We start from the raw sequence: 23,508 nt of genomic DNA on the forward strand, positions 1-23,508 counted from the left end.
CAATGCTAAATCAAGCTTCTGGCCAGAACGCCCGAATCCCCGCCACACCCTGCGCCCCGGCACTCCACGCTTTCTCGCGCTCGGCCGGGCCGACTCCACCCAGCAGGAATACCGGTTTGCTGAAGCCCTCGATCAACGTCGATGCCTGCTCCCAGCCCAACGGTTGCGCGTCCGGGTGAGTCAGGGTCGGCTGCACCGGCGACAGGGTGACGAAATCCACGCCCATCTGCTCGGCCAGCGCGAGCTCTTCAACATTGTGGCAGGACGCCGCCAGCCAGCGCTCCGCCGGTAGCGGACGCCCTGCGGCCGCGTACTTGCGCAGTTGCGCCGAGGTGATGTGCCAACCGGCGGACGGGAAATCCCCCAGCCACTCGAACGGCCCCTTGATCATCAACTGCGCCTTGCCGGCACAAAGGCCGACCGCGTCCACCGCCAGATCGCGGTACTTCGGATCATAGCCATTGGGTGCTCGCAGCTGGATCAGCTTGATGCCACCGGCAATCGCTTTCTGGATACCACGCAGCAACGCCGGGGTTTCCAGATCTTGCGGGGTTATCAGGTATTCAGCGGGCAGACGCGCTGCCGCGACGATCGGCTGGTTGGCCGCCGGGAATTCGTAATTCGTCAGTTCCCTGGCCGACACCCAGGCCAATGGCTGGCCTTCGGCGCCGTGGGGTTCGCCGGTGAAGCTCGAGACTTCCCAGACATCCAGCAACACCTGTTTGTCCGGGTAATCGTGGCGAACCTTGATCAGCGGGCGGGCGGCGCCGACGACAATGCCCAGTTCTTCCTGCAGCTCACGGGCCAGCGCGGTTTCCACCGACTCATCGGCCTCGACCTTGCCACCGGGAAATTCCCACAGCCCCCCCTGATGCTGGGTGTCAGCACGGCGGGCGATGAGAATTTTGCCGCTGTCGTCACGAATGACGGCAGCAGCGACGTGTACACGTTTCACGACTGCAACTCCTCCAGTCCGGCCTTTTGCCAGGCTTTGAAGGCCGGCCATTGGTAGACGGTTTCAACATAGGCTTCATCTTCGGCCGGCAGCTTCACCTGATAGGTACGCAGACGCACGGCAATCGGTGCGAAGAACGCATCAGCCAGCGACACCCGACCAAACAGGAACGGCCCGGCCTCGGTCGCCGCCGCCCGGCATTCGGCCCACAGCGCGAGCATCCGCTCGACATCGACCTTCACTTCCGGCGGCACCGGATTGAGCGGTGCGTCGTGGCTCAGGTTGAACGGCATGTGATTGCGCATGGCAAAGAAGCCGCTGTGCATCTGCGCACAGGCAGAGCGCGCCTGAGCACGAGCGGCGATGTCGGTCGGCCAGAGTTGCTCGGAAGGAAACTGTTCGGCCAGGTATTCGGCAATTGCCAGCGAGTCGGCGACGGTGCCACGGGCGGTTTTCAGCAACGGCACCTTGCCGGTAGGCGAATGCTTGAGCAACCGCTCGCGGGTGTCGGGTTTGCCGAGCTTGATCAGTTCTTCGGTGTAGGGCGCGCCGGTCAGCTCAAGCGCCAGTGCCGCGCGCAGGGACCAGGAGGAAAGCAGTTTGTCGCCGATGATCAGGTGAAGGCTCATGTTCGGGTCCTTTCATGGGACAGAAGAAAAGGAGGTCCGCAGACCTCCCTCTTCGGCAGGGATCAGGTGCGGTATTCGGCGTTGATCTTCACGTATTCGTGGGACAGGTCGGTGGTCCAGATGGTTTCGCTGCAATCGCCGCGACCCAGTTCGATACGGATAGTGATTTCTTCCTGCTGCATCACCGCCGAGCCCTGGGCTTCGGTGTAGGTCGCGGCGCGGGCGCCACGGCTGGCGATGCACACATCGCCGAGGAACACGTCGATCTTGCTCACGTCCAGATCCGGTACACCTGCACGGCCCACGGCGGCGAGGATACGGCCCCAGTTCGGGTCGGAGGCAAACAGTGCAGTCTTGATCAGCGGCGAGTGCGCCACGGTATAACCGACGTCCAGGCATTCCTGGTGATTGCCGCCACCGTTGACTTCAACGGTCACGAACTTGGTCGCGCCTTCGCCGTCACGCACGATGGCCTGAGCCACGTCCATGCACACCTCGAACACGGCCTGTTTCAGCTTGGTGAACAGCTCGCCTTCGGCACGGGTGATTTCCGGCAGCGCAGCCTTGCCGGTAGCAATCAGCATGCAGCAGTCGTTGGTCGAGGTGTCGCCGTCGATGGTGATGCGGTTGAACGACTTGTTGGCGCCGTCCAGCATCAGGTTGTGCAACACGTCGCGGGAGACTTTGGCGTCGGTGGCAATGTAACCGAGCATGGTCGCCATGTTCGGACGGATCATGCCCGCGCCTTTGCTGATGCCGGTGACGGTGATGGTCACGCCGTCATGCTGGAACTGGCGGCTGGCGCCTTTTGGCAGCGTGTCGGTGGTCATGATGCCGGTGGCGGCGGCTTCCCAGTTGTTTTCCGACAGATCGTCCAGCGCGGCCTGCAAGGCGCCTTCGATCTTCTCGACCGGCAGCGGCTCGCCGATCACGCCGGTGGAGTACGGCAGAATCTGGCTGGCATCGACGCCGGTCAGCTCGGCCAGCTTCGCGGTCGTACGCTCGGCGGCGGCCAGGCCCGGCTCGCCGGTGCCCGCGTTGGCGTTGCCGGTGTTGGTCAACAGGTAGCGCACAGCGTTCTGCACGCGTTTCTTGGCCAGGATCACCGGCGCTGCACAGAAAGCGTTCAACGTGAACACGCCCGCCACGGTAGAACCTTCGGCACAGCGCATCACGACGACATCCTTGCGCCCCGGGCGCTTGATGCCGGCCGAAGCGATACCGAGTTCAAAACCGGCGACCGGGTGCAACGTTGGCAAAGGACCAAGACCAACAGCCATGAATGCGCTCCTTACTCAATGATGTCAGCACCGCCAAGCGTAGTGACGGTGGTGTAAATGGCAAAACGCCGCGACGGCTGGTGCCGGTCGCGGCGCGGGTATTTCAGCGATTGAAACGGGGTTTACTGGATCTGCCCGTGGCAATGCTTGAATTTCTTGCCCGAACCGCAGTAGCACAGCTCGTTGCGGCCCAGTTTCTGCTCGTTGCGAACCGGCGCGGTGGCCAGCGCCACATCGACCTCTTCACCGACCAGTGCTTCCGGCTGCTCCAGACCTGGCGCCTCGGCGTGTTCGAACTGCATGCGAGCAGCCAGTGCTTCGGCTTCCTGACGCAGGCGTTGTTCTTCTTCGGCCGGATCTTCGCGGCGAACCTGAACGTGCGACAGCACACGAATCGAGTCGCGCTTGATCGAATCCAGCAGCTCGGAGAACAGCGTGAAGGACTCGCGCTTGTATTCCTGTTTCGGGTTCTTCTGCGCATAACCACGCAGGTGGATGCCGTGACGCAGGTGATCCATGGTCGACAAGTGGTCTTTCCACAGGTCGTCCAGCACGCGCAGCACGATTTGTTTCTCGAAGGAGCGCAGTGCGTCGGCACCGGCCTGGTCTTCTTTCTCGTTGTACGCGGCGATCAGCTCGTTCATCAGCTTCTCGCGCAGGGTTTCTTCGTACAGGTGATCGTCTTCGTCGAGCCATTGCTGGATCGGCAGCTTCACGCCGAAGTCGCTGGCAATCGCGGCTTCCAGACCGGCCACGTCCCACTGCTCGGGCAGCGATTGTGGCGGAATGTGCGCGCTGACGGTGGCGTTCAGGACGTCCTGACGGAAGTCAGCGATGGTTTCGCCGATGTTGTCCGCAGCCAGCAACGTGTTGCGCATGTGATAGATCACTTTACGCTGTTCATTGTTGACGTCGTCGAACTCCAGCAGCTGTTTACGAATGTCGAAGTTGCGACCTTCAACCTTGCGCTGGGCCTTTTCGATGGCGTTGGTCACCATGCGGTGCTCGATCGCTTCGCCAGGCTGCATGCCCAGGGCCTTCATGAAGTTCTTCACCCGGTCGGAGGCGAAGATGCGCATCAGGCTGTCTTCCAGCGACAGGTAGAAGCGGCTGGAACCGGCGTCGCCCTGACGGCCGGCACGGCCACGCAACTGGTTGTCGATACGACGGGATTCGTGACGCTCGGACGCGATCACCTGCAGACCGCCGGACTCCAGCACCTGCTGGTGACGCTTCTGCCAGTCGGCCTTGATCTGCGCGATCTGCTCCGGGGTCGGGTTTTCCAGCGATGCGACTTCAACTTCCCAGTTGCCGCCCAACAGGATGTCGGTACCGCGACCGGCCATGTTGGTCGCGATGGTCAGGGCGCCCGGACGGCCGGCCTGCGCGATGATCTCGGCTTCTTTTTCGTGGAACTTGGCGTTCAGGACCTTGTGTTCGATGCCTTCCTTCACGAGCAGTGCGGACATGTGCTCGGAGGTTTCGATGGTTGCAGTACCCACCAGCACCGGACGGCCGGCAGCCATGCTTTCCTTGATGTCATTGACGATCGCCGCGTATTTCTCTTCGGCGGTCAGGAACACCAGGTCGTTGTAGTCCTTACGGGCCAACGGCTTGTTGGTCGGAATCACGATGACCTGCAGACCATAGATCTGATGGAACTCGAACGCTTCGGTGTCGGCGGTACCGGTCATGCCGGACAACTTGTCGTACAGACGGAAGTAGTTCTGGAACGTGGTCGATGCCAGGGTCTGGCTCTCGGCCTGGATGTTCAGGTTTTCCTTGGCCTCGATAGCCTGGTGCAGGCCTTCGGACAGACGACGGCCGGGCATGGTACGGCCGGTGTGTTCGTCGACCAGCACGACCTGGCCGTCCTGCACGATGTATTCAACATTGCGATGGAACAGCTTGTGCGCACGCAGACCGGCGTAAACGTGGGTCAGCAGGCTCAGGTTGTGCGCCGAGTACAGGCTCTCGCCTTCGGCCAGCAGGCCGATGCTGGTCAGCTGGTCTTCGATGAACTGGTGACCGGCTTCGTTGAGTTCGACCTGACGGGTCTTCTCGTCAACGGTGTAATGGCCTTCCTGGGTGACTTCGCCTTCGACTTCTTCGACATGCAGCTTGAGTTTCGGGATCAGCTTGTTGATCTCGATGTACAGCTTGGAGCTGTCCTCGGCCTGACCGGAAATGATCAGCGGGGTACGCGCTTCGTCGATGAGGATGGAGTCGACTTCGTCGATCACGGCAAAATTGAGTTCGCGCTGGAATTTCTCTTCCATGCTGAACGCCATGTTGTCGCGCAGGTAGTCGAACCCGAATTCGTTGTTGGTGCCGTAGGTGATGTCGGCGGCGTAGGCGGCGCGCTTTTCTTCCGGCGGCTGGAAAGGCGTCACGATGCCGACGCTCAGACCGAGGAATTCATACAGCGGACGCATCCAGTTGGCGTCGCGGCGGGCCAGGTAATCGTTCACGGTCACAACGTGCACGCCCTTGCCGGACAGCGCGTTGAGGTAAACGCCCAGGGTACCCACCAGGGTCTTGCCTTCACCGGTGCGCATTTCGGCAATCTTGCCTTCGTGCAAGGTCATGCCGCCAATCAGCTGGACGTCGAAGTGGCGCATGCCCATGACCCGCTTGCCGGCTTCGCGGGCGACCGCAAAAGCTTCCGGCAACAGCTTGTCGAGGGTCTCCCCTTTGGCAATGCGGTCTTTGAACTCTGCGGTCTTGGCGCGCAGTTGATCGTCCGAGAGGGCGACCATCTTCTCTTCGAAGGCATTGACGAGCTGCACCGTCTTGAGCATGCGTTTGACTTCACGCTCGTTCTTGCTTCCAAAAAGTTTCTTTAACAAAGGCGCAAACATATCGGCAGGATCTTCCACACTAAAGGGATGGAGGGCGGCCCCGTGAGTCGCCCGTGCAGCCCTCATGGCCGCATGCGAACGAGCATTCTACCCGGAAACGGTGGTGAGGAAAGTGGGGATATTCCACGATGCTGGCACTGCGCTTTGACGGGGCTCACTTAAAATAGGGGCGTTTTGCTCAACTTCAAGCCGTTGGCAACAGAAGTTAGTCGTTGATTTAATGGGTAAAGCAGGGACAAAAGCAATGGGCGAGTGAAATGGGGTCCATCTGCTACCATGGCGCCTTTGCTACTTCAGGTGTTGGATCATGGCATTTCGCCCTCTTACCGCCAGAGCGCCCGCCGTTCTGCTACGCGAAGCCAGGCCGTTGAAAGCCATCCTCGGCCATGCTCAACGCCTGGCACACCTGCAGCGTCTGCTCGACAGCCAGCTGCAACCCGCCGCCCGCGAGCACTGCCATGTGGCCAAGTGGCGCGAAGGCGAACTGTCGCTGGTGGTCACCGACGGCCATTGGGCCACTCGCCTGCGCTATCAGCAAAAGCGCCTGCTGCGGCAACTGCAGATGTTCGACGAATTCGCCGGTCTGACGCGGATCAAGTTCTCGGTGCGACCTCCCGTCATCCAGTCCAGGCCATCCGGGCACACGATGGACCTGTCGACGGATGCCGCGGCGACCATTCAATCGACCGCCGACGGGATCAGCGATCCGAACCTGCGGGCGGCGCTGGAGCGTCTGGCAGCGCACGCCAAGGCCAAATCCTGACCCTGGCGCGCCCGTCACAGTTCTTAGCGGCGCTTGCTGCCACCGAGCAACGACCCCATCAATCCCCGCACCAACTGACGTCCCAACTGGTTCGCCGCTTGACGCATCGCCGACTTCAAAGCCTGACCCGCGGCAGTCCCGAGGAATTCCCCGGCCTTGTCCGCCAGACTTGGCTCCTCGGCTGCCGGCTTGCCAGGTATTGCCTCGGCTTCAGGCCCCAGGTTCTTGCGCCCGGTGAGGATTTCATAAGCCGACTCGCGGTCGATCGGCTTGTCATAACGGCCCTTGAACGGCGAGCCGGCAATCAGCACCGTGCGTTCGGTCTCGGTCAAAGGCCCGATCCGCGACTGCGGCGGTGCCACCAGCACACGCTGAACCATTTCCGGGGTGCCCTTTTCCTGCAAGGTGCCGACGAGCGCCTCGCCAATCCCGAGTTCGGTCAATACCGATAACGTATCGAACGCCACATTCGACCGGAAACCATCCGCCACCGCACGCAGGGATTTCTGCTCTTTGGCGGTGAACGCCCGTAGACCGTGCTGAACCCGCAAGCCCAGCTGTGCCAGCACGTTGTCCGGCAGGTCGCCCGGCGACTGGGTGACGAAATACACCCCGACGCCCTTGGAGCGGATCAGCCGCACCACTTGTTCCAGACGCTCCTGCAAGGCCTTGGGCGTATCGCCGAACAGCAAGTGCGCTTCATCGAAGAACAGCGCCAGCAGCGGTTTGTCGGCATCGCCCCGCTCCGGCAGTTGCTCGAACAGCTCGGCGAGCAGCCACAGCAGAAACGTCGCGTAGACCTTCGGCGCTTCATGTACCAGACGACTGGCATCCAGTAAATGAATGCGTCCGCGACCGTCGGCGGCCGGTTGCAGGATGTCTTCCAGTTGCAGCCCCGGTTCGCCGAACAAGGCTTCGGCCCCTTGCTGTTCAAGGACCGCCAGACGCCGCAATAGCGCCTGGCTGGAACCGGTGGTGAACAGCGCCGCGTCTTCGCCCAGCAACTGCGGATTGTCCTTGAGGTGATTGAGCAGTGCCTTCAGGTCTTTCAGGTCCAGCAGCAACAGGCCTTCACGGTCGGCGACCTTGAACGCCGCGTACAACGCCGACTGCTGGCTGTCGGTCAGCTCCAGCAACGCACCGATCAATAACGGCCCCATTTCACTCAGCGTGGTGCGCAGCGGATGACCGGACTCCCCGTGAATGTCCCACAAGGTCACGGGATAAGCCTGAGGTTTGTAGTTGAGCCACGGCATCCCGGCGATGCGCTCGGCGACCTTGCCCTGAGGGTTGCCGGCAGCGCCGAGGCCGCACAGGTCACCTTTGATGTCGGCGGCGAACACCGCGACGCCGGCGTCGCTGAAAGCTTCGGCCAGCCTCTGCAAAGTGACGGTCTTGCCGGTGCCGGTCGCCCCGGCCACCAGTCCGTGACGGTTGGCCAGGCGCATCGCCTGGGCGATCGGTTGCCCGGCGAGATCGGCGCCGATTACGAGTTGCGAAGAGTCAGGCATTTGGTCACCCAATAGTTAATCTTTGTCGAGCATGGCCGATAGAAAGGAGTGAGAGACCCGATCAAAAGTCAGGTCCGTGATTTCCCTAAGGAGAGACGGAAATATCACTCAGCGTTCACACCTGCCCATTTTGCGCGCCTTTATAAAAGCACGCCCTGGACATTAAGACCTTAGCGGAACCCCAAGCCATGAACAAAAATCTACGCTTCAGCCATAAAATCCTGCTTGCCGCCGCCCTCATCGTCATTGCCGCCTTTGCCTCGTTCACGCTGTACAACGACTGGCTGCAGCGCAATGCAATCCGCGACGACCTGAACAACTACCTCAACGAGATGGGCGAAGTCACCGCCGACAACATCCAGACCTGGCTCACCGGGCGCATCCTGCTGATCGAGAACGCCGCACAGAACATCGCCATCAATCCCGAGCCGGCCGCCGTCGCCAGCCTGCTGGAACAGAAAGCCCTGACATCGACGTTCATGGCGTCCTACCTCGGCGACGCCACCGGGCACTTCACCATCCGTCCGGATGCGAAAATGCCGGACGGTTTCGATCCGCGGGTCCGCCCCTGGTATAAGGGTGCCGAAAGCAGCAGCACCTCGACCCTGACCGAACCGTACATCGACGCCGCCACCGGCCAGACCATCATTTCCATCGCCACCGCCGCGAAAAAGGCCGGCCAGAGCGTCGGCGTGGTGGGCGGTGACCTGAGCCTGCAAACCCTGATCGACACCCTCAGCGCCCGGGACTTCTCCGGCATGGGCTATGCGTTCCTGGTCAGCGCCGACGGCAAGATCCTTGTGCACCCGGACAAGGCCCTGGTGATGAAATCGCTCAAAGAAGCCTATCCGCAGGACACCCCGCGCATCAGCAGCGATTTCAGTGAAATCACTGTCGACGGCAAGACCCGCATCGTCACGTTTGCCCCGATCAAGGGCCTGCCGTCGGTGAACTGGTACATCGGCCTGTCAGTCGACAAGGACAAAGCGTTCTCGATGCTCAGCCAGTTCCGCACCTCGGCCGTGATCGCGACCGTGATTGCGGTGGCGATCATCATCGCCCTGCTCGGCATGCTGATCCGCATCCTGATTCAGCCGCTGCACGTCATGACCCGCGCCATGGAAGACATCGCCGACGGCGAAGGTGACCTGACCAAACGTCTGACCATTCAGAACCAGGACGAATTCGGCGTGCTCGGCACGGCATTCAACCGCTTCGTCGAGCGGATTCACGGCTCGATCCGCGAAGTGTCGTCCGCCACCGGGCAAGTCAACGAAGTCGCCCTGCGCGTGGTCGCGGCGTCCAACTCGTCGATGTACAACTCCGACCAGCAAGCCTCGCGCACCAACAGCGTGGCTGCCGCGATCAATCAGCTCGGTGCCGCCGCCCAGGAAATCGCCCGCAACGCCGCACAAGCCTCGACCCAGGCCAGCGACGCCCGTGGCCTGGCCGAAGACGGCCAGCAAGTGGTGGATCGCAGCATCAAGGCAATGAATCAGTTGTCGAGCATGCTCAGTGCGTCCAGCAGCAACATCGAGTCGCTGAACAGCAAGACCGTGAACATCGGCCAGATCCTGGAAGTGATCACCAGCATTTCCCAGCAGACCAACCTGCTGGCGCTCAACGCCGCCATCGAGGCTGCGCGTGCCGGTGAAGCCGGCCGTGGATTTGCCGTGGTAGCGGATGAAGTACGCAACCTTGCCCACCGCACCCAGGAATCGGCGCAACAGGTGCAGACCATGATCGAGGAGCTGCAAGTCGGCGCCCGCGAATCGGTCAGCACCATGAGCGACAGCCAGCGCCACAGCCAGGACAGCGTGGAAATCGCCAACCTGGCCGGCGAGCGCCTGAACAGCGTGACCCAGCGTATCGGCGAAATCGACGGGATGAACCAGTCGGTGGCCACCGCGACCGAGGAACAGACCGCCGTGGTCGAGTCGATCAACGTGGACATTACCGAGATCAATACCCTGAACCAGGAAGGCGTCGAGAACCTCCAGGCAACCTTGCGTGCCTGCTCGGATCTTGAGCAGCAGGCTTCGCGATTGAAGCATCTGGTTGGCAGCTTCCGCATTTAAAGCCGCTCTGCCGGTCGTCTTCGTCGTTCGTTACCATCCGACGAAGACGGCCAACAATCCCTCCGAAACCAGCCCTGCCCCCCACCGCGAAACCCCGACCGAACATCTATTCTTGATAAGGGTCAACCTAGGGAGATCAACGCGGAGGGTCGTTTACTGTGCATATCGCCGACATCACCATGTTCTACGCCCCGGCCAGCGGCGGCGTGCGCACCTATCTGGACGCCAAGCACCGTCGTCTGGGCGTGAAGCCCGGGATCCGCCACAGCCTGCTGATCCCCGGCGCGCGTTACGGCGAGCATGATGGCGTTTACACGGTTCCCGCCCCCGCCCTGCCCTTCGGCAAAGGCTATCGTTTTCCCCTGCGCCTGGCCCCGTGGCGAAACGTCCTGCAGGACTTGCAACCGGATCTGATCGAAGTCGGCGATCCGTACCTCACCGCCTGGGCCGCGCTCGATGCGCGTCGGCAACTGGATGTGCCGGTGATCGGTTTCTATCACTCCGACCTGCCGCTGTTGGTGGGCAACCGAATGGGCCACTGGGTCACGCCGAATATCGATGCGTATGTGCGCAAGTTGTACGGTAATTTCGACCGGGTGCTGGCGCCCAGCCAGGTCATGGCCGACAAGCTCAGCGGGCTGGGGGTGCGCAACGTCTTCGTGCAGCCGCTGGGCGTTGACCTGCAGACCTTCCACCCCGATGCCCGCGACGCCGCGTTGCGCAGCGAACTGGGGATCGCCGAGGACACGCGCCTGTTGATCTTCGCCGGTCGGGGCTCCAAAGAGAAAAACCTGCCGGTGCTGCTCGATTGCATGAAGCGTCTGGGCCCGCGTTATCACTTGCTGCTGGTCGGCTCGTCGATGCCGGCGTCCGTCCCGGCCAACGTCAGCGTGATCGACCGCTTCTGCCCGGCCGCACAGGTCGCACGCCTGATGGCCAGTGCCGACGCGCTGATCCATGCCGGCGATCAGGAAACCTTCGGCCTGGTGATTCTGGAGGCCATGGCCTGCGGCATTCCGGTGGTGGCGGTGGCGGCCGGGGCGTTCGAGGAGATCGTCAGCGAATCCTGCGGCCTGCTTTGTGCGCCGAACAATGCGCAAGCCATGGCCAATGCCGTGCGTGAGCTGTTCAGCCGCGGGACTGGCTCACTTGGTCAACAGGCGCGCCAACATGTCGAGCGCAATTACGCCTGGGACACCGTGGTCGACAGCCTGCTGGGCCACTACCACGCCGTACTCGGCGATTCAGCTCCGTGGGTGGCCAATGGCTGAATCTCACGAGCGCCCGGCGGTGATGCTGGTGCTGCATGACGTGGCCCCCTCCACGTGGGCCGATTATCGAGGATTCGTCGACGCCGTTGACCGGTTGGGCAACGTACCGATGACGTGGCTGGTGGTCCCGGACTTCCATCGACACGATGCCCTTGAGGCTCACCCGGCGTTCTGTCGAATGCTCGACGAGCGCGTCGCACGCGGCGATGAACTGGCCTTGCACGGCCACTTTCATGAAGACACCGAACCCGGCCCGCGAACGGCGCGCGACTGGTTCATGCGCCGGGTCTACACCCATGAAGGCGAGTTTTATCAACTGTCCCGTGAAGCCGCCCTCGCCCGCCTGCACCCCGGCATCGATCTGTTTCGGCGCCACGACTGGCCGCTGCACGGTTTCGTCGCCCCGGCCTGGCTGATGAGCGCCGGCACGCGCCTGGCACTGCGCGAACTGCCGCTGCGCTACACCAGCGATCCGCAGCATCTTTATCACTTGCCGGATTTCACTGCGGTCGAAGCCCCGGGACTGGTCTGGAGCGCACGCAGCGCCTGGCGTCGCGGCATGTCGAAGGTCATCAGCGAACAGCGTGAGCAGCGCTGGCGTCAGGCGCCGGTGATTCGTCTAGGCTTGCACCCGGTGGACATGCGCCATCGGTTTTCCCGGGATTACTGGTGGCGCACCCTTGAACGACTGTTGGCGGACGGACGCGTGCCCATGACCAAAATCGACTGGCTGACGCGCCAGCGCACTCAAGCCGAGCGTGCCGCTTGAGTCGCGGCATTCTGTTGCTGATCGGCCTGCTGGTGGCCGTGGCGGTTCCTGTGCTGCTTGGTGGCGGCGAGACTTGGGAGCGTCTTCAAGCTTTCCCGCTCAATTGGCTGCTGATCATGTTCGCCATGGTGCTGCTGTGCTGGGGCATCAACACCCTGCGCCTGCGGCTGTTGCTCGGCGATCAGCGTGACCGGGTCACGCCCGTCAAAAGCCTTGGGGTAGTCATGGCCGCCGAATTCGCCTGGTGCGCCACGCCCGGCGGCAGCGGAGGGCCGTTGACGATCATGGCGCTGCTGGCGCGCAGCGGCGTGCGCCCGGCCCGGGGCAGCGCCGTGTTTGCGATGGATCAGTTGAGCGATCTGCTGTTTTTTCTCTGCGCCCTGAGCGGGATCCTGATCTACGCGTTGTTCCAGCATCTCAGCGACCGTATGGAATGGCTGCTGATCGTCAGTGCCCTGTCGTTGACCGGCGGACTGTTCAGTTGCGTGCTGGTCGCGCGCTATCACCGTCGATTGATTCGCCTGAGCGGACGCCTGCTGGCCGGGATGAACGTCGAACCGCGTACCCGACGGCGCTGGGCGCGGCAGTTGCTGCACTTTCTGGCCGCATTCACCGATGCGCTGAAATTGCCGTGGCAGACATTGATCAAGGTGTTCGTCCTGACCTGCGTGCATTGGTCGCTGCGTTACAGCGTGCTGTATCTGGCGCTGCGCGGGCTGGGGGCGGATGTGCAGTGGGCCTGGACGTTTCTGATTCAGATGCTTTCGCTGGGTGCGGGGCAGTTCAGCCTGCTGCCGGGCGGTGCCGGTGCGGCGGAATTGACCTCGGCGGCGCTGCTGGCGCCGATGGTCGGCAAATCGACCGCGGCGGCGGCGATCCTGATCTGGCGGGTGGTGACGTATTACTTCTACCTGCTGGTGGGTGGCCCGGTGTTTCTGTTGATGCTGGGCAGACCGTTGCTGAAAAAATTGCTGAGCGTCAGACAGGCTTCTTGAGGTCGTCCTCTTCGTCCTTGAGTTGCTCCCACAGTTCGGCAGCACCGGGAAACTCCGTGCCGTCCTCCGGGCTCAGGTCATCCGGGTCATAGCGACTCAGGCAGCCTTCGCCAAGGGTGGCGGGGGCTTTGGAAGTGGCTTTGTCCAGTGGATCGCTCATGAACGCTTCCTCACAAGGCTGCAACAAGGCAAAAAAAAGGGCCTGAGGCGATTGAACGCCCAGGCCCTTTGTTTTTCAACCGAAAGCTTCGATCAGAACACCACGGTCTTGTTGCCGTGCACCAACACGCGGTCTTCCAGGTGATAGCGCAGGCCACGGGCCAGCACCATCTTCTCGACGTCACGGCCGAAACGCACCATGTCTTCAATGCTGTCGCTGTGGCTGACACGCACCACGTCCTGCTCGATGATCGGGCCGGCATCCAGCTCTTCGGTCACGTAGTGGCAGGTTGCGCCGATCAGCTTCACGCCGCGCAGCGAGGCCTGGTGATACGGCTTGGCACCGACGAACGACGGCAGGAAGCTGTGGTGAATGTTGATGACCTTGTGAGCGTATTCGCGGCACATGTCCGGCGGCAGGATCTGCATGTAGCGCGCCAGCACCACCACTTCGGCGTCATGCTGCTTGACCAGGCGCGACACTTCGTCGAAGGCCGGCTGCTTGTCCTGCGGATTGACCGGGACGTGGTAATAAGGAATGCCGTGCCACTCGACCATGCTGCGCAGGTCATCGTGGTTGGAAATCACGCAGGAGATCTCGCAATCGAGTTCATCGCTGTGCCAACGGTGCAACAGGTCGGCCAGGCAGTGGGATTCACGGCTGGCCATCAGCACCACGCGCTTCTTCTGCTCGGTGTCGGTGATGCGCCAGTCCATCGAGAACTCTTCGGCGATCGGCGCAAACTTCTCGCGCAATACCTCGATACCGAAAGGCAGGGAATCGGCACGGATTTCGTGACGCATGAAGAACCAGCCGACCTGATTGTCCGAGTGGTGGCTCGCTTCGGTGATCCAGCCATTGTGGGCCGCCAGAAAATTACTGACTTTGGCAACGATGCCAACGCGGTCCGGGCAAGAAATCACCAGCCGAAAAGTGCGCATGAGGGGGAAACTCCAGAACTTCGCAAAGGCGGCCATTCTAGCGACTGCGCGGGAAAACTGCAGTATTGATGCCCCCCGGAACCTCGCGGCAGTCCGTCACAGATTTTTTGACGCTGGCAAACGCCAGAATGATGGCGCAGCAATAGCCATGCATGAACAGTCCTGTGTGAATATCTGTGAAGACTCCATCACAATATTTAACTGAACATTCAATTCAGGGCTTTTCAACGTAACTAATTCAAATAAAAACCCCGGTTAAATGTTTACTTGATGAAACAGCCTGACTATTATTGCGGCACTGTCCCCTGCCATCGCGCACTCCCACATAAGGTAGTAATCATGTCCTTGATCAACGAATACCGTGCCACCGAAGAAGCTATCAAAGAGCTGCAAGCTCGTTTGAAGAACCTGTCGCAAGACGACAAACTGCAAGCCGAGCTGGAATTTGAAGGCAAACTGCGCACACTGATGGGCGAATATTCCAAATCCCTGCGCGACATCATCGCGCTGCTGGATCCAGAATCCAAAACCAAAGCACCACGTGGCGGCGCAGCCAAAACTACCGGCACCAAGCGTGCTCGCAAAGTTAAACAATACAAAAACCCGCACAACGGCGAAGTCATCGAAACCAAAGGTGGCAACCACAAAACTCTGAAAGAGTGGAAAGCCAAGTGGGGCGGTGACGTGGTTGAAGGCTGGGCTACCCTGCTGGGCTAAGCCGCAACCCCCGTCGCAGCCCCCTGCGCGACATAAAAAAACGCCAGCATCCGCTGGCGTTTTTTTATGCCCGTCATTCAGGCGACGGACATGTTCGATTTCAAAGATTCAAACGTTTGCGTAATGCCTGGACATAGTTCTGCCATTCAATCAACACCTGGGCCTGCATCGGCGCAGCACTAAGCAGCCATTGCTCCATGGCCTCGGCAAAAGATTGCAAGGTATTAGGGGCACCCCACTCCGGCTCGGACAAGCGTTGCCGACAAAAGATTTGCCAGCGTTCTTGCTCTTCGAAACTCAACGTATCCGGAAAGTTACGCGCTCGATATCGAAACAACAATTCGGGCAAGCGTTCGTCATCGAACGGCCATTGCTCTCGCGCCAATTGTGCAGGATCTGCCGTCCTCACTTGCTCACATAGTCGCCGGTCTCGATCACCGATAAATCCGTCGTACAACTGTTGTTCCGGATCTTCACTCGGGGTGAAATCTTCGCTGGCATAAATCGCCGAGACTTTATCTTTCCAAACTTGTTGTGCGTCACTTAGTCGCAATGCGCGCGCCTGATAAAGCGCCATGTCCAGCCCCAGACGCTGCTGATCTTCAGGTCTCAGCACCGACAACGGCGCCACCACCGGGCACTTGTTGATGTGAATCAGCTTGAGCGGCACCGGCAGCTCACCCTCGGCCAGATCGTCGCGACGGGTATACAGGCGCTGGCGCAAGGCCTGTGCATCCAGATCCAGCAGGCCCTGCGGGTCCAGATGCAGATCACAGACGATCAACGCATTCTTGTTGCGCGGATGCCAGGCCAGCGGCAGCACCACACCGACAAAACTGCGGGCCGCCGAAAAGCGTCCGGAAATGTGCACCATCGGCTGCAACAGGCGAATCTGGTCCATGACCTTCTGCTTGCTGCGCAGCTGGAACAGCCAGTCATACAACCGGGGCTGTTTCTCGCGGATCAACCGGGCCAGGGCGATGGTGGCGCGCACGTCCGACAGCGCCTCGTGGGCGTTGCCGTGATCAATGCCATTGGCAGCGGTCAGGCGTTCGAGCTTGAGCGTCACCCGGCCTTCGTCATCGGTTGGCCAGACCAGCCCGTCGGGACGCAACGCATAAGCGGCGCGCACCACATCGATCAGGTCCCAGCGACTGTTGCCGCCCTGCCATTCACGGGCGTAAGGATCGAAAAAGTTGCGGTACAGGCTGTAGCGGGTCATCTCGTCATCGAAGCGCAGGGTGTTGTACCCCGCGCCGCAGGTGCCGGGGGCGGCGAGCTGGGCATGGACCCGGGTCATGAAGTCGGCTTCGCTCAAACCTTGCTCGGCGAGGCGGCTCGGAGTGATGCCGGTGATCGCGCACGCCGCCGGGTGCGGCAGGATGTCTTCGCTGGGCTGGCAGTAAAGATTGACCGGTTCGTCGATTTCGTTGAGTTCGTGGTCGGTGCGGATCCCGGCCACCTGCAACGGACGGTCGCATCGGGGATTGATGCCGGTGGTTTCGTAGTCGTACCAGAAGATGGAAGTCACGGGCGGTTCCTGAACTGAAGATCGGCAAAGTCTAGGCGTTCGACCGCCGTCGCGGCCAGCACCGCATCATTCAGTCACCTTTGGTTGAAAGATGTGTATGACATAGTGATGTCGTTTCCCCCCGAGAGACTGCTAGCATCGGATTCACTCGCATCCCGATCCGGCAACATCAGGTAGCCCATGCTCGAGACCACAGCACCGCCAAGGAAAGCACCGCTGGCCCCGCCACTGGAAACGCGGCACCAGGTTGAAACGCCGGAAGGCATCGACCTGCCGCTGCGTCCCGCCGGTCTGATGGTGCGTGCCGTGGCGTTTACCATTGATCTGGGGTTGCGCGGGCTGATCCTGGGCCTGCTGCTGATGTTGCTGGCGCTGCTCGGCAAACTCGGCATCGGCCTCGGCTCATTGCTGCTGTTTGTGGTGAGCTGGTGGTACATGGTGCTGTTCGAAGTACTGCGTCAGGGCCGCTCACCGGGTAAACAATGGATGGGCCTGCGGGTGGTGCACGACGACGGCACGCCGGTCGGCTGGTCGGCCTCCCTGTTGCGCAACCTGCTGCGTTTTGTCGACCTGATGCCATTCGGCTACTTCCTCGGCGCGATCAGTTGCCTGCAACACCCGACCTTCAAACGCCTCGGCGACATCGCTGCCGGCACGCTGGTGATCTACAGCGAACGCCCGCTCAGGCACCCGCAGTTACCCGATGCCGAACCACGCCGCTCGCCGATCCCGCTGACCCTGACTGAACAACGCGCCCTGCTCGCCTTCGCCGAACGCCAGGGGGAACTGTCGACCGCGCGGGTCAACGAGCTCGCCGCATTGCTGGCCCAGCCGCTGCGCATCAGCGCCCCCAAAGCCGTAGGCGAACTCAACAGCATCGCCCGTGGCCTGATGGGGCCGACATGAAACAAAGCCTTTTCGAAAGCCGCCACAAGGCCGAATGGGAGCGCTTTACACTCGCTCTCGAACGACTGGAACGAGGCAAGGACACTTCGCAGGTGGCCGAATTTCCCAAGGCCTATCGCCGACTCTGCCAACATCTGGCTCTGGCGCAGGAGCGTGGCTACAGCAGCTTTCTCGTCGACTCCTTGCAACAACTCGTGCTGCGCGGTCATCAACAGCTTTACCGTCATCGCCGACAGCTCGGTGCCAGCCTGCTGAGTTTCATCCTCGCCGGATTCCCGCGGCTGGTACGGGCGCAATGGCCTTTCGTGCTCGTGGCCGGGCTGCTGTTCTTCGGCAGCCTGGCCAGTTTCGGGGTACTGGTGTATCTGAATCCCGAATTGATCTACAACATGATCCCCGCCGAGCAGGTCCGCGAGATGCAGAGCATGTACGATCCGGTCGCCGGCCACCTCGGGCGCTCGGCCGAGCGCGCCGCCAGTGAAAACTGGGTGATGTTCGGCTACTACATCATGCACAACATCGGCATCGCCTTTCAGACCTTCGCCAGCGGTTTGCTGCTGGGTCTGGGCAGTGCGTTTTTCCTGTTCTACAACGGCCTGACCATCGGTGCAGTGGCCGGGCACCTGAGTGAAATCGGCTTCGGTCAGACCTTCTGGCCTTTCGTGATCGGTCACGGCGCATTTGAACTCAGCGCGATTGTCCTGGCCGGCGCAGCGGGGTTGAAACTGGGTTGGACACTGATTGCACCGGGACGCCTGACTCGCGGTGAGGCCTTGAGACACGCGGCGCGCCAGAGTGTCTTGCTGATCTGCGGGGTGATGCTGTTCCTGCTGATCGCCGCGTTCATCGAGGCGTACTGGTCATCACGCACCGGGGTCACGTCGCAGACCAAATACCTGGTCGGCGCGGGACTCTGGCTCTGCGTGGCGATTTATCTGCTGTTCGCCGGAAGGAGCCGCCATGCGCCTGAGTGACGCGACGGTGGTGATCCGCCCACGCAGCACCTGGGAAGCCATGGACCTGGGCGTGCGCATGAGCCAGCAGCATCGGCGCTTGCTGATGACCAGCTGGGCCATCGTCACCCTGCCATTGTTTGCGGTCCTGAGCCTGTTGTTCTGGGATTCTCCGTCGCTCGCGGTGCTCATCTTCTGGTGGCTGAAACCGGCCTATGAGCGCTTGCCGCTGTACATCCTCTCCAAAGCCCTGTTCGGCGAAACACCCACTTTGCAACAGGCGTTACGCCAATGGCCGCACTTGCTCAAACCGCAACTGCTGGCCAGCCTGACCTGGCGACGCCTGAGCTTGAGTCGCAGCTTCCTGATGCCGGTGGTGCAACTCGAGGGCCTGGGCGGCCTCGCACGACAGCAGCGTGTGCGGGTGCTGCTGCAACGCAACGCCGGCGCGGCCCAGTGGCTGACGATCATCGGCGTCCATCTGGAAACGGCGCTGTGGATTGGCCTGATGGTGCTGTTCTATTTACTCCTGCCACAACAGGTCGAAACCGACTGGGACTGGCAAAGCCTGATCTTCGCCGCCGATCACCAATGGCGCTGGCTCGAGCACTTGACCAATGCCCTCTACGCTCTGGTACTGGTGATCTGGGAACCGATCTACGTCGCCTGCGGTTTCAGCCTCTACCTCAACCGGCGCACCATCCTCGAAGCGTGGGACATCGAACTGGTGTTCCGCCGCCTGCGCCAGCGCCTGAACAGCAGCGCGCTCGGTGTGCTGCTGGTGGTTTGCCTGTTGCTGCCGGGAGTCCCCTCGGCATGGGCCGCCGACCCCGCCACCGCTCCGGATGCGCCCCGGCTTTTGAATCAGCCACTGACCAGCCAGGCGTCTCGCGACAGCATCAACGCCTTGCTCGAACAACCGCCGTTCAAGAACAAGGAAACCGTCACCCGCTATCGCTTTGGCGAAGATCCCGCCACCGCCGAAAAAGCCAAGGACGGCAAGGCGCCGCAATGGCTGAAAACCCTGCTCGGCTGGCTCAACGGTCAACACCTCAACGGGTTGGCCAAGGCGATTGAAGTGTTGCTGTGGGCCGTGGTGATCGGAGCACTCGGCGGGTTGATCTGGCGCTATCGCGAGTTTCTGCAGACGTTCGTCAGTCGTCGCCCGCCATTGTCCAAGCGGATAAAACGCCCCTTGCCACAGCAAGCCTTCGGTCTCGACCTGAGCCGGGAAACACTGCCCGACGACATCGCCGCCAGTGCCGAACAGCTCTGGCAGACCCAGCCCCGCGCGGCGCTCGGTCTGCTGTATCGGGCGCTGCTCAGTCACCTGCTGCACGATTTCAACCTGACACTGAAACCCGCTGACACCGAAAGCGAAGTACTGGCACGGATCGAACACTTGCAGCGTCCGGACCTGCTCGCCTACAGCCGTCATCTCACCGGCCACTGGCAGAACATGGCCTACGGACACCGCGTGCCGGCGGCGCATCTGCAACAGGAACTGTGCGATGGCTGGCGGTCACTGTTCGGCCATGGAGCCGCCCGTTGAACCGGCGCACGATCTGGCTGGCCGGCGCGCTGATCGTCGCTCTGCTGAGTGCGCTGGGCGTTTATCTGTACCTCAAGGCCACGCCTTACCAGACCGTGGTCGATCACGGCCCCTCGCCCGCCGCGCAAGCCAATCCTTATCTGGCGGCGGAGATGTTTCTGCGCGGTCACGGGATAACCGTCGGCCATGCCGAAAGCCTGTCCGTGCTGCCAGAGATCGATCCGCGCCAACACACCCTGCTGTTGTTCAACGATCGTTCGAAAATGACGCCGCGTCAGGTCGATCAAGTCTTGAACTGGGCCCGGGCCGGCGGGCGGCTGGTATTCGTTGCCGAGTCGCTGTGGGATGAAAAGACCGGCCAGAGCAACGACCTGCTGCTCGACCGTGTGCAACTGCATCAGTCCCTGAGCAAGGATCTCAAAGACCCGCCGCCGGATGCCGACGAAGATCCCTACCCCAACCTGACCAAGCTCTATCTGGAAGACGAAGACGCGCCGGCCTACGCCGGGTTCGACACCGCGTTCCACCTCGACGACCCGAAAAACCTCGCCCAGGCCTGGGCCAACAGCGCCAGAGCCACCCACATGATGCAACTGCCCTACGGCGTCGGCTCGGTCACCGTGGTAACCGACGCCGAACTGTGGAAAACCCCGGCCATCGCTCAGCACGACAATGCCTGGCTGCTTTGGTACCTGAGCGCCGACACCTCCGTAACCCTGCTGTACAACACTGAACACGACGGTCTGCTGACTCTGCTCTGGCGCTACTTCCCACAAGCCATCGTCGCCCTGCTCGCCTTGATCGGACTGTGGTTGTGGCATGTCGGCGTGCGTCACGGGCCGGTGCAGACCCCTGCCCCGAGCGGTCGTCGTCAGTTGATGGAACACCTGCGCGCCAGCGCCGATTTCATCCTGCGCCACAACGGCCAGCAGACCTTGCTGCAAGCCCTGCAGCAGGACGTCCTGCGCCGCGCCCGTCACCGTCATCCCGGTTTCGACCAATTGAACGTCGCCGAACAATGGCTGGCCCTGTCGCGCCTGACCCGCCAACCGACCCGTGCCATCAGCCAGGCCCTGAGCCCGGCACCGAAGCGGCGCCTGTCCAGCGCCGAATTCTGCCGTCAGGTCGCCCACCTGCAAGCCTTGAGGAACTCGCTATGACCGAACACATCGAACCCGGCTCGCCCAGCCACGCCGCCCAGCAACGTCACCGTGCCAGCCAGTTGGCACAAGCGGTACGCGGTGAACTGCAAAAGGTGCTGATCGGCCAGAACCCGGTGATCGACGACGTGCTGACCGCGCTGATCGCCGGCGGTCACGTGCTGCTCGAAGGCGTTCCCGGCCTCGGCAAAACCTTGTTGGTACGCGCCCTGGCAAAATGCTTCGGGGGCGAGTTCGCGCGCATCCAGTTCACCCCGGACCTGATGCCCAGCGACGTCACCGGCCACGCGGTCTACGACCTGCAGACCGAGCAGTTCAAACTGCGCAAAGGCCCGCTGTTCACCAACCTGCTGCTGGCCGACGAAATCAACCGCGCCCCGGCCAAGACCCAGGCCGCTCTGCTCGAAGCGATGCAGGAACGTCAGGTCACTCTCGAAGGCCGCCCCCTGCCGATTGCCCAGCCGTTCATGGTGCTCGCCACGCAGAACCCGATCGAACAGGAAGGCACTTACCCGCTGCCCGAAGCCGAGCTCGACCGTTTCATGCTCAAAGTACGCATGGATTACCCCGAAGCCGACCAGGAGCTGGATATGGTGCGCCAGGTCAGCCGCTCGACCCGCGCCGACATGCTCGACGTGCAACCGCTGCGCACCGTGTTGCAAGCCAAGGACGTGCAAGCCCTGCAGCGCATCGCCAGCGATCTGCCACTGGACGATCAGGTGCTCGATTACGCCGTGCGCCTGGCCCGCAGCACCCGTACCTGGCCGGGGCTGAGTCTGGGCGCCGGGCCACGCGCCTCCATCGCACTGGTGCGCTGCGCTCGCGCTCGCGCGCTGTTGCGCGGCGGCGAATTCGTGATCCCGGACGACATCAAGGGCTGCGCACTGGCGGTGCTGCGTCACCGGGTACGCCTTGCACCGGAGCTGGACATCGAAGGGCTGCAAATCGATCAAGTCCTTCAGCAACTGCTCGACCAAGTACCGGCGCCGCGCCTGTGAAACCCTCGCGCCTGCTGTTGATCTGGCTGGCGATCCTGCTGGTCATCGGCATTGTGCTGGGCGCGTTGCAGGCGCTGGACGTCGAGGTGCCATCGAGCTTGTTGTCGATCAACTGGGGATTGTTGCTGGCGCTGTTTGCGCTGAGCCTGCTGGACGCGCTGCGCCTCAAGCGCCTGCCCTCGCCCCGCGTACATCGGCATATGCCCGGCAGCCTGGCCCTCGGTCGCTGGAGCGAAATCCGGCTGGAGGTCGAACACGATTTCGCCCAGCCACTGCCCCTTCAACTCTTCGACCATGTACCCGACGGCCTCAGCTACGAAAACCTGCCGCTCTCGACCGAGTTGCAACCTGGCCAGCGCAGCCTGATCGGCTATCGCCTGCGCCCACTCAAGCGCGGCCACTTCAGCTTCGACACCTGCGAACTCAACCTGCCGAGCCCCTTCGGCCTGTGGTCCGGCAAACGCCTGCTGAACATCACTGATCACACCCGCGTCTACCCCGACTTCGCCCGCCTCTACGACGGCCAGCTGCTGGCGGTCGACAACTGGCTCAGCCAGCTCGGCGTACGCCAGCGCCAGCGCCGTGGCCAGGGGATGGAATTTCATCAGCTAAGGGAATTTCGCGAAGGCGACAGCCTGCGCCAGATCGACTGGAAAGCCACCGCCCGCCATCGCACACCGATTGCCCGGGAGTACGAAGACGAGCGGGATCAACAGATTGTTTTCATGCTCGATTGCGGGCGGCAGATGCGAAGTCAGGATGGGGAGCTGTCGCATTTCGATCATGCGTTGAATGCGTGTTTACTGTTGAGTCATGTGGCGTTGCGGCAGGGGGATGCGGTGGGCTTGTCCACCTTCGCCAGTGATCAGCCGCGGTTTATTGCACCGGTCAAAGGTGCGGGGCAGCTCAAGGTGTTGCTCAATGGTGTTTACGATCTGGATAGCACGCGGCGTTCGGCGGACTATCCGGCTGCGGTGAATCAGTTACTGGCCAGACAAAAGCGTCGGGCGCTGGTGGTGCTGGTGACGAATGTGCGGGATAAGGATGATGAGGAATTGCTGAACGCCGTCAGACAACTAAGCCACCGGCATCGAGTACTCGTGGCCAGCCTGCGTGAAAGCAAGCTTGAAGATAGACGGTATGCTCAGGTGCAAACGATTGAGCAAGCGCTTGAATACTGCGCAACAGTGGATTACCTGAACGCCCGATCAGTGCTCCATGAAAAATTGAGTGCCCAAGGAGTACAAGTGATAGATGTCCCCCCAAGTGAATTGAGCACAGACGTAATTTCGCGGTATCTGAACTGGAAAAAATCTGGAGCACTCTGCTAACACACTGTGAAATTCACACAGGAGGGCCAGATTAAAATTACGAAAATCAAAAAGTTCTAAACAATAAGCTGGCTCAGTTCACCCGCGGAGCATCACAGCTGATGCAGCTCACCATTTGAGTAGAAATCGCTAGCCAACTAACACTCG

The 23,508-nt window shown here is 61.6% G+C and carries 20 protein-coding genes and 1 pseudogene; 13 read left to right on the plus strand and 8 right to left on the minus strand.

The genetic code is table 11. From position 1 onward, the window contains the following. Positions 1-10: 10 nt before the first annotated feature. The 4 genes from NE357_RS22315 to secA form a co-directional block, all read right to left on the minus strand. The gene (locus NE357_RS22315; RefSeq protein ID WP_169431636.1) at positions 11-955 is read right to left on the minus strand and encodes a Nudix family hydrolase; all 945 of its coding nucleotides are present in this window, start codon (positions 953-955) and stop codon (positions 11-13) included. After that, on the minus strand, positions 952-1,584 hold the full coding sequence (locus tag NE357_RS22320) for a glutathione S-transferase family protein (protein WP_169431637.1): 633 nt from the start codon (positions 1,582-1,584) through the stop codon (positions 952-954). The genes NE357_RS22315 and NE357_RS22320 overlap by 4 nt, the downstream gene beginning before the upstream one ends. A gap of 62 nt (positions 1,585-1,646) precedes the next feature. Then, positions 1,647-2,864: a bifunctional glutamate N-acetyltransferase/amino-acid acetyltransferase ArgJ gene (gene argJ, locus NE357_RS22325; RefSeq protein ID WP_169431638.1), complete on the minus strand. Its 1,218-nt coding sequence runs from the start codon at positions 2,862-2,864 to the stop codon at positions 1,647-1,649. Between the two features lie 122 nt (positions 2,865-2,986). After that, positions 2,987-5,725 carry a preprotein translocase subunit SecA gene (secA, locus tag NE357_RS22330; RefSeq protein WP_169431639.1) on the minus strand — a complete coding sequence of 913 codons (2,739 nt, stop codon included), beginning with the start codon at positions 5,723-5,725 and terminating at the stop codon, positions 2,987-2,989. 307 nt (positions 5,726-6,032) lie between these two features. On the opposite strand from secA, the gene NE357_RS22335 reads away from it, so the two are divergent. Beyond that, positions 6,033-6,488, plus strand: coding sequence for a DUF721 domain-containing protein (locus NE357_RS22335; protein WP_169431640.1), 456 nt, complete (start codon positions 6,033-6,035; stop codon positions 6,486-6,488). A gap of 23 nt (positions 6,489-6,511) precedes the next feature. On the opposite strand, the gene NE357_RS22340 is transcribed toward NE357_RS22335, so the two are convergent. Continuing rightward, entirely contained in the window at positions 6,512-7,999 is a 1,488-nt protein-coding gene (locus NE357_RS22340; RefSeq protein ID WP_169431641.1) for a helicase HerA-like domain-containing protein, read from the minus strand. Positions 8,000-8,331: 332 nt separating this feature from the next. Between NE357_RS22340 and NE357_RS22345 the strand changes: the two are divergent. The 5 genes and pseudogenes from NE357_RS22345 to NE357_RS22365 all read left to right on the plus strand — a co-directional run. Next, positions 8,332-9,171, plus strand: a pseudogene (locus tag NE357_RS22345) (HAMP domain-containing protein); the annotation flags it as partial. Between the two features lie 141 nt (positions 9,172-9,312). Continuing rightward, positions 9,313-10,077, plus strand: coding sequence for a methyl-accepting chemotaxis protein (locus tag NE357_RS22350; RefSeq protein ID WP_423815185.1), 765 nt, complete (start codon positions 9,313-9,315; stop codon positions 10,075-10,077). Between the two features lie 158 nt (positions 10,078-10,235). Further along, on the plus strand, positions 10,236-11,348 hold the full coding sequence (locus NE357_RS22355) for a glycosyltransferase family 4 protein (RefSeq protein ID WP_169431643.1): 1,113 nt from the start codon (positions 10,236-10,238) through the stop codon (positions 11,346-11,348). Beyond that, entirely contained in the window at positions 11,341-12,117 is a 777-nt protein-coding gene (locus tag NE357_RS22360) for a DUF2334 domain-containing protein (RefSeq protein WP_169431644.1), read from the plus strand. The genes NE357_RS22355 and NE357_RS22360 overlap by 8 nt, the downstream gene beginning before the upstream one ends. Then, on the plus strand, positions 12,114-13,112 hold the full coding sequence (locus NE357_RS22365) for a lysylphosphatidylglycerol synthase transmembrane domain-containing protein (protein WP_169431645.1): 999 nt from the start codon (positions 12,114-12,116) through the stop codon (positions 13,110-13,112). Before NE357_RS22360 ends, NE357_RS22365 begins: the two co-directional genes overlap by 4 nt. On the opposite strand, the gene NE357_RS22370 is transcribed toward NE357_RS22365, so the two are convergent. Together NE357_RS22370 and purU are read right to left on the minus strand one after the other, a co-directional pair. Beyond that, on the minus strand, positions 13,096-13,272 hold the full coding sequence (locus NE357_RS22370; RefSeq protein ID WP_007951232.1) for a hypothetical protein: 177 nt from the start codon (positions 13,270-13,272) through the stop codon (positions 13,096-13,098). The two genes, NE357_RS22365 and NE357_RS22370, sit on opposite strands and share 17 nt — an antisense overlap. Positions 13,273-13,364: 92 nt before the next feature. Then, positions 13,365-14,213: a formyltetrahydrofolate deformylase gene (gene purU, locus NE357_RS22375; RefSeq protein ID WP_007912774.1), complete on the minus strand. Its 849-nt coding sequence runs from the start codon at positions 14,211-14,213 to the stop codon at positions 13,365-13,367. Positions 14,214-14,552: 339 nt separating this feature from the next. Here purU and mvaT point away from each other — a divergent pair, with 339 nt between their 5' ends. Then, positions 14,553-14,930, plus strand: a complete 378-nt coding sequence (gene mvaT, locus NE357_RS22380) for a histone-like nucleoid-structuring protein MvaT (RefSeq protein ID WP_007951234.1) — start codon at positions 14,553-14,555, stop codon at positions 14,928-14,930. A 100-nt stretch (positions 14,931-15,030) separates the two neighbouring features. Here the strand turns inward: mvaT and sbcB are convergent, their stop codons facing one another. After that, positions 15,031-16,461, minus strand: coding sequence for an exodeoxyribonuclease I (sbcB, locus tag NE357_RS22385; RefSeq protein ID WP_169431646.1), 1,431 nt, complete (start codon positions 16,459-16,461; stop codon positions 15,031-15,033). A 180-nt stretch (positions 16,462-16,641) separates the two neighbouring features. On the opposite strand from sbcB, the gene NE357_RS22390 reads away from it, so the two are divergent. Genes NE357_RS22390 through NE357_RS22415 form a run of 6 tightly spaced genes read left to right on the plus strand, consistent with a single transcriptional unit; the run spans position 16,642 to position 23,361 of the window. Further along, positions 16,642-17,367, plus strand: coding sequence for an RDD family protein (locus NE357_RS22390; RefSeq protein ID WP_169431647.1), 726 nt, complete (start codon positions 16,642-16,644; stop codon positions 17,365-17,367). Further along, positions 17,364-18,341, plus strand: a complete 978-nt coding sequence (locus tag NE357_RS22395; protein WP_169431648.1) for a stage II sporulation protein M — start codon at positions 17,364-17,366, stop codon at positions 18,339-18,341. Before NE357_RS22390 ends, NE357_RS22395 begins: the two co-directional genes overlap by 4 nt. Then, positions 18,328-19,872, plus strand: coding sequence for a DUF4129 domain-containing protein (locus tag NE357_RS22400; RefSeq protein WP_169431649.1), 1,545 nt, complete (start codon positions 18,328-18,330; stop codon positions 19,870-19,872). The genes NE357_RS22395 and NE357_RS22400 overlap by 14 nt, the downstream gene beginning before the upstream one ends. Further along, on the plus strand, positions 19,869-21,032 hold the full coding sequence (locus NE357_RS22405; protein ID WP_169431650.1) for a DUF4350 domain-containing protein: 1,164 nt from the start codon (positions 19,869-19,871) through the stop codon (positions 21,030-21,032). The genes NE357_RS22400 and NE357_RS22405 overlap by 4 nt, the downstream gene beginning before the upstream one ends. After that, positions 21,029-22,030 carry an AAA family ATPase gene (locus tag NE357_RS22410; RefSeq protein WP_169431651.1) on the plus strand — a complete coding sequence of 334 codons (1,002 nt, stop codon included), beginning with the start codon at positions 21,029-21,031 and terminating at the stop codon, positions 22,028-22,030. Before NE357_RS22405 ends, NE357_RS22410 begins: the two co-directional genes overlap by 4 nt. Next, a complete protein-coding gene (locus tag NE357_RS22415; protein WP_169431652.1) occupies positions 22,027-23,361 on the plus strand; it encodes a DUF58 domain-containing protein in 1,335 nt (444 codons plus the stop codon). The genes NE357_RS22410 and NE357_RS22415 overlap by 4 nt, the downstream gene beginning before the upstream one ends. Positions 23,362-23,508: the final 147 nt, after the last annotated feature.

The sequence above is a fragment of the Pseudomonas sp. G7(2022) genome, assembly GCF_052660475.1.